This window comes from Bacteroidales bacterium (assembly GCA_012519055.1).
Lineage (GTDB): Bacteria > Bacteroidota > Bacteroidia > Bacteroidales > Salinivirgaceae > JAAYQU01.
Map to the genome: position 1 here is coordinate 18,074 of JAAYQU010000001.1, position 13,956 is coordinate 32,029.

12 protein-coding genes are annotated in these 13,956 nt (G+C 35.3%); 3 read left to right on the top strand and 9 right to left on the bottom strand.

Annotated elements, in window-relative coordinates; all coding sequences use genetic code 11:
- Window positions 1-45: 45 nt before the first annotated feature.
- Window positions 46-2,424, top strand: coding sequence for a M20/M25/M40 family metallo-hydrolase (locus GX311_00100; GenBank protein ID NLK14778.1), 2,379 nt, complete (start codon window positions 46-48; stop codon window positions 2,422-2,424).
- 307 nt (window positions 2,425-2,731) lie between these two features.
- Here the strand turns inward: GX311_00100 and GX311_00105 are convergent, their stop codons facing one another.
- The 9 genes from GX311_00105 to GX311_00145 all read right to left on the bottom strand — a co-directional run bounded on the left by GX311_00105 (window position 2,732) and on the right by GX311_00145 (window position 10,065).
- Window positions 2,732-3,919, bottom strand: coding sequence for a chemotaxis response regulator protein-glutamate methylesterase (locus GX311_00105; GenBank protein ID NLK14779.1), 1,188 nt, complete (start codon window positions 3,917-3,919; stop codon window positions 2,732-2,734).
- Between the two features lie 146 nt (window positions 3,920-4,065).
- Window positions 4,066-4,503: a chemotaxis protein CheD gene (locus GX311_00110; protein NLK14780.1), complete on the bottom strand. Its 438-nt coding sequence runs from the start codon at window positions 4,501-4,503 to the stop codon at window positions 4,066-4,068.
- Window positions 4,504-4,548: 45 nt separating this feature from the next.
- Window positions 4,549-5,454 (bottom strand): HAMP domain-containing histidine kinase, encoded by a 906-nt coding sequence (locus tag GX311_00115; GenBank protein ID NLK14781.1) that lies wholly within the window; start codon window positions 5,452-5,454, stop codon window positions 4,549-4,551.
- Entirely contained in the window at window positions 5,447-5,818 is a 372-nt protein-coding gene (locus tag GX311_00120; GenBank protein NLK14782.1) for a response regulator, read from the bottom strand. The genes GX311_00115 and GX311_00120 overlap by 8 nt, the downstream gene beginning before the upstream one ends.
- Window positions 5,815-6,678 (bottom strand): methyltransferase domain-containing protein, encoded by an 864-nt coding sequence (locus GX311_00125; protein ID NLK14783.1) that lies wholly within the window; start codon window positions 6,676-6,678, stop codon window positions 5,815-5,817. Before GX311_00125 ends, GX311_00120 begins: the two co-directional genes overlap by 4 nt.
- 51 nt (window positions 6,679-6,729) lie before the next feature.
- Window positions 6,730-7,263: a chemotaxis protein CheW gene (locus GX311_00130; protein NLK14784.1), complete on the bottom strand. Its 534-nt coding sequence runs from the start codon at window positions 7,261-7,263 to the stop codon at window positions 6,730-6,732.
- A gap of 62 nt (window positions 7,264-7,325) precedes the next feature.
- Window positions 7,326-9,386, bottom strand: a complete 2,061-nt coding sequence (locus tag GX311_00135) for a chemotaxis protein CheA (GenBank protein NLK14785.1) — start codon at window positions 9,384-9,386, stop codon at window positions 7,326-7,328.
- The gene (locus GX311_00140) at window positions 9,386-9,760 is read right to left on the bottom strand and encodes a response regulator (protein NLK14786.1); all 375 of its coding nucleotides are present in this window, start codon (window positions 9,758-9,760) and stop codon (window positions 9,386-9,388) included. The genes GX311_00135 and GX311_00140 overlap by 1 nt, the downstream gene beginning before the upstream one ends.
- A complete protein-coding gene (locus GX311_00145) occupies window positions 9,757-10,065 on the bottom strand; it encodes an STAS domain-containing protein (GenBank protein ID NLK14787.1) in 309 nt (102 codons plus the stop codon). Before GX311_00145 ends, GX311_00140 begins: the two co-directional genes overlap by 4 nt.
- A gap of 522 nt (window positions 10,066-10,587) precedes the next feature.
- Between GX311_00145 and lnt the strand changes: the two genes are divergently transcribed.
- Together lnt and GX311_00155 are read left to right on the top strand one after the other, a co-directional pair.
- Window positions 10,588-12,213: an apolipoprotein N-acyltransferase gene (gene lnt, locus GX311_00150; GenBank protein ID NLK14788.1), complete on the top strand. Its 1,626-nt coding sequence runs from the start codon at window positions 10,588-10,590 to the stop codon at window positions 12,211-12,213.
- A gap of 207 nt (window positions 12,214-12,420) precedes the next feature.
- A complete protein-coding gene (locus tag GX311_00155; GenBank protein NLK14789.1) occupies window positions 12,421-13,953 on the top strand; it encodes a T9SS type A sorting domain-containing protein in 1,533 nt (510 codons plus the stop codon).
- Window positions 13,954-13,956 lie beyond the last annotated feature (3 nt).

The following is a 13,956-nucleotide window of genomic DNA, read 5'->3' on the forward strand; positions in this document are numbered from 1 at the left end:
GAAAATTACAATGTATATTTGCATTAAGAAACAAAGACTACTGTTATGTATAAATTTCCACTTCTAGTAGCAATACTAAGCATATTAACATTTGGTACTGTTCTTAGTCAAAAGAATGACCCTTACGAACTTATACATAATCTGACCGAAATGGTAAATCCTGATAGTTTGGCAAGAACCATTCAGGACTTGGAGGCATTTGTAAGCAGATATTCTACAAAACCCAACCGAATCCATATTGTATCGTATTTGAGGAACAGACTTGAATCATACGGCTGCGATATCGAAATTGATACATTCCCGTACATAAACAACGGTTTCAATTTTGAACAGTACAATGTTATTGGGAAAATATATGGCACAAACAATTCAGCACCGTTATTGATAGGAGCACACTATGACAGTTGTTGCAGGACAGATTCATCGCCAGGAGCAGACGACAACGCTTCAGGGATTGCAACTGTTATTGAGGCTGCCAGAATAATTTCACAGTCGGGATTTACGCCTCGTCGAACAATTTATTTTGGAGCTTGGGCGGCAGAAGAACAAGGACTGTTGGGCAGCAGAAATTATGCACGCAAACTCAGTCTATTAGGGGTTGAACTTGACTTGGCAATAAACTTAGATATGATTGCTACTAACAGATCAGAAAATTATAGGGCTTATGTTAAAACTTCTTCATCTGTCACTGAACATGCACTGTTTTTTGGTAATTTGAATGGGGGATTATCCTTAATACAAGACGCTCCAACAAGCAATTCTGACCATGCATCATTTCGACAATACGGATATCCTATTCTATATTTTCATGAATACGATTTTAGTTCCTACTATCATACTTCCCGCGATTTGTTTATTCATTTGGATATGAACTATTGCGCAAGAGTAACACAGGCAGCATTGGCAAACCTATATGCTTTCTCACAAATGATTGACAAGCCTGAATTAGTTTGCGTCGGCAATAATGGAACAGGCACGGGAATATACGCTCAATGGTTGCCGGTAAAAGATGCTGTTTCGTACAGAATTAAACTACAAAGCAGCGGAGATATTTTACTCGACACATTAATAACAAGCTCTTTATCATTGAGTTACGAAGATTCCTCTTTTTCATCTCTTTCACTAGTTAATTTTTATATCTCAGCTGTTGACAGTTTGATGTTTGAAGGAGTGGCTGTAACTGAAAACATTAAACTGAGCGATAAACCATTAGCATTAAACGAAGTAAAAGCTTTTTCAGACCCTGATAAAATTACAATATCATGGAAAGCACCGAGTGAGCGCGACTTAAAAGAGGTAATTGTTTGGGTCCGTGAAGAAAATCAAGATGTTTTTGTTGATTTTGGCCGCACAGATCCCTACTCAACAGAATACGACATTATTCCTGAAGATAGCCGTCATTTATATATAAAACTTCAATGTGTTGATAGTGCGGGGAACAATGGTGCGGAATCTGCAATAACATCAGGAGCTTTAGCTAAGTTTGACAGAGGGTTACTTGTCATTAGTGATGTTAGTACGGCAAGTGGATTTTCTAACGACTCTGTAAGAGGTTATTTTAGAGCTCTTAACAAGGTAGTACCAACAACAGTCATAAGGTCGTCAGCAAAAATACCAAACATATACAAAGCCTACGAAATGGTGTTGTGGCACAGTACAAAAGCTATTTTATCGCAAAGAATAGTTACAAATCTCGACAATTTAATAGATTACGTAAACTCAGGAGGAGGGCTTATTGTTAGCACTGATTATCCACAAAAGATGTTCGTTATTAATGAACAATACTCACTTTCTGTACCAAATGAAAGTCCTGTTAATTCGTTCCTACATATATCAAAAATTGAATTTGTCAACGGCAGTCGATTAGAGCAAGCCCGAAGCAACCTCGCACCAACTCTTAACGTTGATCCAGAACGAGTCCCAAGTCAATTTGATGGTAATCTTAAGGAGTTTTGTGCAATAACCCCTATTGCTCCGTTGGCGCCTATTTACACTGGATATACATCACTATCTGGTAATTTAATGAATAACAAAACTATTGGTATTATATCTAATGAGAATCCAAAATTGTGTGTTTTAAGTTTCCCTATGTTTTATTTTAAACACAACGAAATCTGCGATTTTATTTCATTTCTGAGAAACGAATGGGGATATACATCAATACCTATTGTCAGTTCAAATAAGGGGACTTTTAATTTTTATCCTAATCCCGCTGGCAATGTAGTTACTGTTACAGTTGAAGAGACAGGAAATGATATTAATATAGAAGTATTTGATTTACAAGGAACAAGAGTCCTTCAATTAAGTAAAAAATGGTATGAAATGTTGACAACTAAAGATATAATTGTCAATATTTCAAAACTCCAGCATAATGTTTATTTCATTAAAGTTAACAATGAAACTAAATTATTGCTAAAACGTTGAGTTATATGCATTAACGACACAGTATATAAAATCTTTGACCCAAAAATTATTCTTCTGCACGGAGTTAATTATTTCAAGTAAGTCGGCTGGTTTCAGTTTCATTTGTTCATTCAACAGATACCTTATTTTGGTTTTTCTTGCATTTTTTACGTTTTATTTTGGTTTTTAATAAAAATGTACTATCTTTGCTTTGATGACCATTCTCTTGTAACCGCGGTTTAACCAGTTGCCTGAGTTTGGTCATCTTTAGTATAGCATTGCTGTTTTTCTCAAGTTTTGAGAAAAACAAAAGCTATGATGTACGGTTTTAGTGTTTGTGATTTATAACAAACTGAGCCATTTGGTTTAATGGTAGTACGTGTTGGGCGGCTCCTAGTTTAATAGCCTCCTTAGGCATTCCAAATATTACGCTCGATTTTTCATCTTGGGCAATGGTTACAGCACCTCTTTCTTTTAGTTCCAATAGTCCCCTGGCACCATCGTCTCCCATTCCTGTCATAAGTATTCCCAATGCGTTAGGACCTGCATATATTGCTGCACTTCTGAAAAGTATATCAACCGAAGGTCTGTGTCTGTTTACTAATGGACCATCGTTGATTTCAACGTAATAACGCGCACCACTGCGTTTTAACAACGTATGGCGATTTCCTGGAGCAATCAAAGCCCTTCCTCTGATTATTGTGTCGTTATCTTCTGCCTCCTTTACTGAAATTTGGCATAACTCATTAAGCCTATCTGCAAACGAGCGGGTAAAGACCTCTGGCATATGTTGCACAATTACGATTCCTGGCGAGTCGGGAGGCAAAGCCGTAAGAAACTCACGCAAAGCTTCTGTTCCACCGGTAGATGCACCTACTACAACGACCATTTCAGTTGTTTTTATCATCGATTGCCCTTTTGTGAATGGGAGTATTACGTCGGCGCTTAGCTTTGGCTGTACCTGTATTGGTTCGCTTATACGTGGTCTTTCTTTTTTCGGCAGTGTAGTTGTGGTTTGTTGCGATGTTATTATCGGTGATTCCGTTTGTGGTACAGATGTTGGGGTTTTTGTCACAGGTTTAGTAGTAGCACTAGCATAACCACGACGTTTTGGTTTAACCTTAGACGCAGTTTTAACCGAATCTGTGATTCTAATGCGCGACTCTTCTATAAATTCTCTGGTACTCATGTTAGGCTTTGCAATGATGTCTACTGCACCAAGCTCAAGCGCGCGCACTGCAGTATCTGCTCCTTTTGTTGTAAGTGATGATATTATTACTACTGGAATAGGATGTTGGCTCATTATTTTTCTCAAAAAGGTGAGTCCATCCATTCTTGGCATTTCAATATCGAGAGTTATTACATCGGGAACCTCTTTACGAATCTTCTTTGCTGCAAAATAGGGATCTGCTGCGACGCCAATAACCTCTAACTCGGGATCCATATTAAAGATAGCAGAAAGAGTTTGTCTCACAACTGCGGAGTCATCAACAATCAATACCTTAATCTTTTTCATATTTCTATAGTTTTCAGTCTAAGGTCGTATGGATCTCATATGCTTTACAGTCATACTTTTGAGTATCTAGTCCAAGGTTAGTGCGTTATATGGCCACAACTACAAATGGTATAACAAGGTATTCGATTTGCTGTTACGATCTTACATTATGGTTGAGCAACTGTACGTTGAATGGTTTTCATAAGGACAACACCTGTTTGTGTGTTAAATTGCAACTTACGTCCAAACTTTCCCCCTGTATCTGCTGCAACTATTTTTATGCCAAGATCTTGTAACATTGATTCTGCAACTTCTATATTTCTTTTACCTATGTTAAACAAATTAGTGGTAGTATCAATAACCTCACCACCTCCAAAAACTTTAGCTACAATATTATGTTTTCGGCTACCCATTTTCAGCATCTGTTCATATAATTTTTCAATGGCTATATTGCCATATTTAGGTGATGCTAATCCCTCGCCATTCCAAAAAGGGAGCATATAATGATTTATTCCACCTATCTTAAGTGTGTTATCGTGAAAACACACCGCTATACAAGAGCCAAGTATAGTATTAACCAAATATGGTTCAACCGAATAAAACATGGCCGCTGGATAAAGATAATGTGAAGGCAATGTATTCGTCATAATTTAAAACACCACGTTATCTAAGTCATCAAACAAAAATTCATTTCCATCAAAAGCCATTCCTTCCACTACCGTACAAGCCAACCTAGGGATACTTATAATTATAAGAGTGCCCATGCCCTCTTCACTACTCAAGTCAATTCTTCCTCCAAGAATATCAAGATACGATTTGGTTATTGATAGCCCTAATCCGTATCCTTCGTTAACCGAATTTATCTCATCATTTCCCTTCTCAAAGCGATCGAATATTCTTTCTAAATTTTCATGAGAAATTCCTTCTCCATAGTCTCTGATTGAAACAAAAAGCTCTTCGTCAACAACAGCAGTCTTTATTTCTATGTTGCTTAAATTGTTGCTGAATTTAATACCATTACTCAAAATGTTTGATATAATGAGTTTAAACATTTCGGCGTCAGTAGGAAAAACAAAATTATCGCCTACCTCTTCGGATACATGGTATTCAAAATTAACAGTCAGGTTTTTTTGTTCTGTTTTATGTTTGTATGTGTCTATAACGCTATTAATTACACCATTAATATCAACATTGTTTATTTCAACATTTGTTTGTCCAGCTTCAACTTTGGCAGCAGCAAAAATATTTTTAAGTTGGAAATCTAAATTAAAAGCCTCATTATATATAAGCTGAGCCATTGATTTTGCTCTATCTGTGTCTTTTATTTCCATAATAGATTTACTCAAGCCTAAAATAGAAGCAAAAGGATTGACCATTTCATTTGTGACGTTTGAAAGAAAATGGCTTTTAAGAGCCTCGCTCTCGTTAAGTTTTACATTAGCAACTTTAAGTTCTTCGTTAATCTCTTGCAATTGTTTTAAGTTTCTTCTACATTGCAACATTCTATTTTTTAACTCCTCAAGTAGCTCTTCTTCTGTAAGTTGATATTTATTCATTTTTCCCTGTAAGATCATTAATTATTTCGACAAGTTTTATTTCAGAAAATGGTTTTGCTATCACTGCATCTGCTCCCAACTCTTTTGCCTTTTCCAGATACTCATCAACAGTATAAGCGCCACCACCTGTTGTGGCAATTATTTTTAAGTTTTGTTGTTCTGCCTTAATTTCCACAATTAACTCAAGTCCTCCTTTCTCGGGCATAATTATGTCAACCAAGACAACATCATAGTCATTTTCTCTTATTTTCTTAATACCCTCAACTCCGTTAGGAGCATCATCAACATATATAGGATAATCAACGAGTAAATCTTTAATGATTTCACGCATTATTACATCATCATCAATTATCAGTAGTCTCATCGATGGTCGTCTTTTTGAAAAATTGTTGGTTTTATATGCTTTAATGGTACATTCATGTTTGTTATAGATTCAGAATGACCAAGAAAGAAATATCCTTTCGGTCGTAAGTGCCGGCACAGCTTATTTATCACGTTTTCTTGCGTTTCTCTATCAAAGTATATCAAAGTGTTTCTACAAAATATGATATCAAAGGTTTCATTTATCGAATAAGATGAATCCATAAGATTCATTCTGCCAAATTTAACTTTTGATCTTACTTGTGGAATAACTCTGTATAAATTTTTCCTGGGATCTTTCGATTTTAAAAAATACTTTCTCCTCAATGACATGGGAATTGGCTCTACTTTATCCTCTTTATAAACCGCATCGATTGCTGCTTTTAAAACAATCGTAGAGATATCCGTTCCAATAATTTGATAATCTATTCCACTATTATTTTTAATATTTTCGTTAAACTCATTGATTGTAAACGCAATAGTATATGCTTCTTCTCCACTTGAACTTCCTGCGCTCCATATTTTTATGTTTCGCTGGTTGTTTGATATGGCTTCAGGTAGTATTACATCTCTCATAAAATCAAAATGGGCAGGCTCGCGAAAAAAATCGGTTTTGTTGGTTGATACAACATCCATCATATGTATAACCTCCTCAGAACCGGGCGTTCCAAACACATGTTCAATATACTCTTTGAATGTAGACAAATTCAGTTCTTTAAGTCGCTTTTGCAAACGACTTTGCAACATAACTTTTTTCACATACGGCATTTTAATTCCATACTCGCCATATATGTATGAACTTAATGCATCAAAATCTTTATCTGACAACTGAGCATTATAATATGTTTTGGGCTGAATGTCCATCACTTTTATATACAAATTTTAATTAAGAAGATTTCTTACATAAGCGTTTTATTACTCTTCCTCTTTAACTTCTCCTGCCTCTTCAGTTTTTGCCTGTAGCAATACTACTTCGTTGGTTGAAAAAATGAGGTCGATATTCAAAAGCATTATAAATGCATCGTCACCTTGACGCCACATACCTTTAATAAACTCGGCTTTATATCGAGTTCCAATACTTGGAGATGGTTCAACCTGCATCTCGTCAATTTCAAGCACTTCACTTACTGAATCAACCAAAATACCCAACATTACTTCTTCACCACTGATGTCAACATTTAATACTATAATACATGTATCGGGAGTTGCTTCTTTTTTTTCCATTCCGAACTTTACACGCATATCAACAACTGGCAACACATTACCTCTCAGATTGATAACTCCGCACATGTACTCAGGAGAATGTGGTACTTTTGTTATGGGCTTGAGCTCTAATATGTTTAATACTTTCTGAACGTTAGTAGCAAATTCCTCGTCTCCAAGACGAAAAGACAAGTAGGTTTGAATGTCTTTGCTTACTGTGTCGGCTTCTTTGTGTTTCTCTTTCATAATATTGTTATTTTTGTTTTTTCTTATAGTTTTATACACTAGTAATATCTTTAGTAAAATTTTTAATCACCGATTTTCACCTCTGTTTTTGCAAACAGTTCTATAAGTTTATTTGGATCTAACACTAATGCAACTGTTCCATCGCCTAAAATTGTTGCACCAGAGAAAAAATCTTGTTCTTTAAATGCACTTCCGAGTGGCTTTAAAACAGCCTGATACTCTCCAATGATTTCGTCTACAGTAAAACCCATGTAATATTCGCCATACTCAATTGTAACAACTCTTTCTAAAGGTGGCGGAATAGATTTCATCTTGAAGTATTTACGTAGGTTTATTATCGGCACCTGTTCCCCGTCAGCTAAAATCAGATTATTAACAGCTTTTTCTATCTTAGTATGCTCATATTCATATACTTTATGGACAGAAGATAGTGGTATTACTATGTTTGTATTTTCAACTTTCACTAATAATCCATCTATAATCGATAATGTAAGTGGTAGCTTAATTGTTACTGTTGTCCCCAATCCTAGCTTACTGTCTATTTCAACTTGTCCTCTTAAATCAGCTATTTTCCGTTTCACAACATCCATTCCTACACCACGTCCTGAAAGGTTTGTAACAACTTTAGCCATGCTAAATCCCGGCAGAAACAGAAAATCAAAAAGCTCTTTATTAGAAATCTCTGATTCTGAGCTTATTAGATCTTTTTCAATTGCTTTTGCTCTAACTTTTTCGGCATCAATGCCTTTTCCGTCATCAATAATTTGTATATAAACATTTGTTCCTGAATAGTACGCATTAAAAAGTATTTTGCCTCTGGCTGGTTTTCCTTTTTTTACCCTCTCTTCGGCGCTCTCTTCAATTCCGTGATCAATACTATTTCTTATTATGTGCATTATCGGATCGGCAAGCATCTCAATAATATTTTTATCCAACTCGGTTTCAGTTCCTCGAGACTCAAAGACAATATCCTTATCCAAGTCGTGTGATAACTCTCGAACTAATCGCTGAAAACGTGTAAGCATGTTGGAAACTGGTATTAATCTTATGCTAAAAACGTCATCACGTAAACGGCGAGTTATTTTTTCAATCTCTTCCGATATTGGAGCCAATCCGATATGCTGGTTATGTTGGGTATATAATGATAGCTGCGCTTGTATTGTAACAAGTTCGCTGACCCAGTTTATCAGATTATCGAGCTTTTCGCTTGATACCCGTATCGAGGCTATAGTTTGTTCGCTAGAGTGTGTAGACTGTACTCTTTGTCTTTGAAAATTTGGGTCACTTTCGTTTTGTGCCTTTTCAAAGTCTAGAGCAATGGCGCTCAATTTATCAAACAAGTCATTGTAATTTTTCGATAAGGTTTCTAACAGTGTTTTTCTATGTGATTCTTCTGCTAACAAATTGTTATCGGAAAGCTTTGCTACTTCAACTTTCGAACGCTTGTTTGTAAAAATAAAAACATCCATAATTGCATTTATGTCATCATCTGTTGCTACCAACAAATTCCATGACATGTAACAATCTATTGGATCTATTTTTTCATATTTCGGTATTTTGGAGAATATAGGAACAATTAGTATTTCCCCAAGCTGCCATATATCATCAATTAAAAACAAAGGATTTGAACCATCTTGAAAGAAATCGACAGAAGGTTCGAAGCGAACAAAATATGTTTTTGTATGCTTGCTTATCTCTTTACTATTGCCTTTGGATGAAGTTTTCGAATCGTTTGATTTCAAAACTCCTGTACTAAGAATATTCTCAATCTGTTCGATAAATTTATTATTATCTTTCTCTAATTGCGCAACTGTTTTTGGTGTTTCTTCTATCAAGTTACGCAAATGGTCAACTGCATTAAGAGTTATATCAAGAATATCGTCTGTAACCTGATACTCTCCTGCTCTTATTTTGTCGTAAATATTTTCTAGCAAATGCGTGAATTTATCAATCAATGTAAATCCAAACATTGCACTACCTCCTTTAAGTGAGTGCATTACGCGAAAAACTTCTTCGACAATGGACTTATCGGTTCTATTGCCTTCCAACTTAAGTACCATGTGTTCAAGTTCGGCAATAAGTTCTCTGGCTTCTTCTTTAAATTTTTCTTTAAACGCTTCCATTATCTCACAACTTTTTTAATTGCCTCGAGCAGTTTCTCGGGAACAAATGGTTTGACAATCCAGCCTGTAGCCCCGGCATCTCTAGCTTCCATTTTTTTTGCTGTTTGCGACTCGGTGGTCAAAAACAATATTGGAATAAATTTATACTCTTCTATAGTTCTAACTTTCTTTATTAGTTCAATGCCGTTAAGGTTTGGCATATGCAGGTCGGTGATAATCAAATCGTACTTCTGTCCATCAAGATATTTAAGAGCATCTTGTCCATCGACTGCTTTAACTACTTCGTGGCCAGCATTTTCTAAAGTAAAACTAACTACTTCGCGAATACTTTCTGAGTCATCAACAATTAAGATTTTTTCTCCATGGGAATCTATTCTTTATCAAGTATTGTGATATTTGCGTGTTGTAATAAAACTGATGCTGACTGACTTAAATCGGCATCATAGTATACTTCGAGTTTTTTTGCTTCTCGATCACGCTTAAAAGCGTAAAGCAACTGTACAGCAGATAAGTCAAAAGCTTCAACTTTTTCAAAGATAACTCTTATTTTACGATTATCTGTTAAAAACTCTTGTAGTATACTTTTTAATTCATTACTATTAGCAATGCTAACATCTCCTGAGAGTTTGATATTAACTTGCTTTTCTGTTTTTTTTACGTTTTTACGCAGTGTTGACATATTTTGGTGTATTAAATAACAAAACAATTATATATTCAGTTCACTTTCCAAATATTTTGAATTTTTATTTACCTGTAAACTCCCCTGCATCGATTTCATTTAGCAAAAAACAAATTTGCCAACATCATCTTGCACTATACTAGTACGCAGATTACCTCACATGCAAATTAATTAAAACAAACTGTATGCCGACATTGTTTTAAAAAAGATAAGTTAACTCTTATTTTTTACCAACAATGTTTTTTTGAATATAAACAATATGTTTCAGTAAATGTTTGCACGATAAATAAAAATAAGTATATAGCAAAGTTAGATATTATTTGCAATGCATCAAAAATTTCTAATTTTACTTAACTAAAAAGTAACTGCAAATTAATGATGGAATAGTTAAATAATAACTAATTTTGGGTTCGTTATAAAAAACCTGTTAATATTATGAGTTTTCTATAGATTGAATTACAAACAAATTCACGTAGAAAAATATTCGTAAAAGACAATTTATCACATCACAAGGTCTGTAAAATGACAAAAAATAACATACTGTTATCAGTTTTATCGGGGCTGTTGCTTGCCACCTCATGGTTTTTTAAGCCTTTTGCTTTATTGATATTAGTTGCAATTGTTCCTTTGTTGCTTGTGGAAAACAGTGTTGAGGGTTTGAAAGATTCACAAAAGAAAATGACTCTGTATGCCTCTATCACATTTCTCATATGGAACTCATTAACAATATGGTGGATATATAAAGCCACACTTTTTGGTGCCATTTTCGCTGTTATAGGTAACAGTTTTCTTATGCTTTTTACGTTTTGTCTCTACTTTTGGCTGAGAAGAAAAAGCAATTTTAGAATTAGTAATTATACGTTAATTATATGGTGGTTGGCTTTTGAATTTGCTTATCTACGTACTGAAATATCGTTTCCCTGGCTTCATTTAGGAAATACTTTTAGCACTACGCCCTCGCTTGTACAGTGGTACGAATACACAGGAACTCTTGGAGGAACTCTTTTGGTGTTGTTTGTCAACATATCACTGTCAAGAATTATAATTGCATTTAAAGAAAGTAAAAACAACAAATACACTATATATCAAACTATTGCAACCCTGTTTATTCCAGCTTTTCTGTTTACATATAGCTGGTTTGTTTATAGCAACTATGAGGAAAAAGGTGAAGCATTTGAGGTTGTCGTTGTACAACCCAATATAGACCCATATAAAGAGAAGTTTAACGGGCTTTCAGATCGTGAACAATTAGACAGAATATTAGACCTGGCAGCAAAAAAAATCACTACCGAGACACGTATGGTTGTGGCTCCTGAGACTGCAATTACTGAAAATGTTTGGGAAAACAGTATAGAGAACGCCATGTCGTCAATTGTGATTAGTAGTTTTTTAAGCAATTGGAATAATCTTTCTGTACTTATTGGTGCCAGCACAAGGAAGATATATGAAAATGGAGAAACTCCATCCCCAACTGCGATAGCCTTCAGAGACACAGCAATTTTTTACGATAGGTTCAATACCGCCTTAATGTACGATTCGGCTGAAATACAGATATATCATAAGTCTAGATTAGTAATAGGAGTTGAAAAAATGCCCTATCCAAAGTATTTAAAGTTTCTGGAGAGTATTAGCATCGATCTTGGGGGAACCGTAGGAAGTCTGGGTACACAAGAGATTCCTTCAGTATTCAAATTTGGAAGTATTATGGCTGCACCTGTTATTTGCTACGAATCGGTATATGGCGAGTATGTTACCGAGTATGTACACGAAGGGGCAAATATGTTGTCAATAATAACTAACGATGGTTGGTGGGGCAATACTCCTGGTTACAAGCAACATCTCTCATTTGCAAGCCTGCGAGCCATAGAGACACGCCGAGCCATTGCCCGTTCTGCAAACACTGGCATAAGCTGTTTTGTCAACCAACGTGGCGAAATATTACAGCCAACAGAGTGGTGGACACCCGATGTAATCTCCGATAAAGTTCATTTGAACACCGAAACCACATTCTATACGAAATATGGCGATTGGCTTGGGAGGGCTGCGGGGATATTCTCACTTCTTTTAATGGCTTACGGAATTACTCTTGTTTTACAAAGCAGGAGAGTTTCTTTGAAAAAGCGACACTCAAAAAAGCTAGATAATTAACAATAAAGCAAGACCTTTTTATTAAAAAAAACATGCTTTTGTAAACATTTTCATATACATTTGCTATTGTTCAAAATTCGAAGAGAGTCGTTAACAGGATGACAGTGTTGTTTTTTTACTTTTCAACACTATTTTAGAAAGTAAAATACGATAATTTTATGTCTTAGAACTTAAGATCTTCTCGTTTGATATTAAAAAAATAAAGACATGAGAAATATTTTAATTTCAGTTTTGAAGAAAGTAAAATACACACTTATAGCACTCTTGCTATTTACATTTGCGTTTACTTCTGACACACCAAAAAGTACCTACACGGTTCCAAGAACAATCTGGTCTGTTAGTTCTGCCGATATAGATTTAGATGGTGATATGGATATAATTGTTGGTCATAAAACAATGTTGCAAGAAACAAATCCGTCATTTACAATATTAAAAAATGACGGCAAAGGGAATTTTACAATAGCCGATACATCAAAAAGCTTTTGCGGTTCTCAAGAAAATATTTTTGCATGTAAAATTGACGAAGATGATTATCCCGATTTGGTAACTTTATACGGAGAACTTTGTGATCGTGATGGTTTTTTTGAAAGATATATTCGTGTTTGGTACAACGAAAATGGAAGTTTTAATACTTATAAAGATTTTTTGCTATATCGTACATTAGCGGGCCTTAATTATATTGTTCGTGATGTTACTTACGGAGATGTAAACGGTGACGGACTTATAGATATACTTGTATTGTCGAATTGGATACAAAACTGGATGGTGCTATATAATCTTGGATATGGTTTACTTTCACCACCAGAATTCTATAATACTGATCATCCTCCACGGGGTATACAGTGCGGAGATTTGAATGGCGATGGTAGAGATGATGTTGTTGTTGCTTTTGGAGAAGCATTAGAAATTTACTATTCAAGAACTTTTGGTCTTGAAAAAAAGGTGCTTGACCCTCTGTCATCTAGTGAACGAATTTCCATTGTTGATTTCAATTTAGACGGATTAGTAGATATTATATCTATGGGTGGTTCAGCGACCGTGAAGTGGATAAATTTCTACCAAAATATAGGAAATGAAAATTTCCTAAAATTAGACAAGTATGTTTCAACACCGGGGGGAAACCCTTTTGTTATAGATTACAATAATGATGGTTTGCCCGATATAGCTTACAACTTGGGAACTCCCCCCTTTGCAGAGTTTATGGACACTATTGTAGGTATAGAAATACTTTACAATCTTGGGAACTTTCAACTCTCAGAGCCTCAACCTATACCTTTGGTTCATCTAGGTGGTGAAGGAGGAATATTTTACGCGACTGATCTTGATGGCAACGGATATAACGATTTTATAATAGCTCAATTGCGTTACTCTTACTTAGAGAACAATCTTATGTTGTTATTTAATGATGGCAATGGCAATTTTGTAGATAATCCTGTGGGCATTAGTGAATTTTCCTCAAAAAGAGAAAAAGCGATGCTTCGCTGTTACCCAAACCCTTTTACTGAGTATATAAACTTTGAATATAAGATAGAAAAAGCAGCTATGGTAGAGCTAAGCGTTTACGACTTGCAAGGCAAGCTTATACAATGTTTAACCCAACAAATCAAGGAAGGAGGAGATCATTCAATACAATGGCATGGGCTTGCTAATGGTTTTATACCGGAAAAGCCCTCTGTTTTAATTGCCTGCCTTAAAGTAAACGGAGAAATCTGCCAAGCAATTAAAATTATAAAAAAGTAAAGT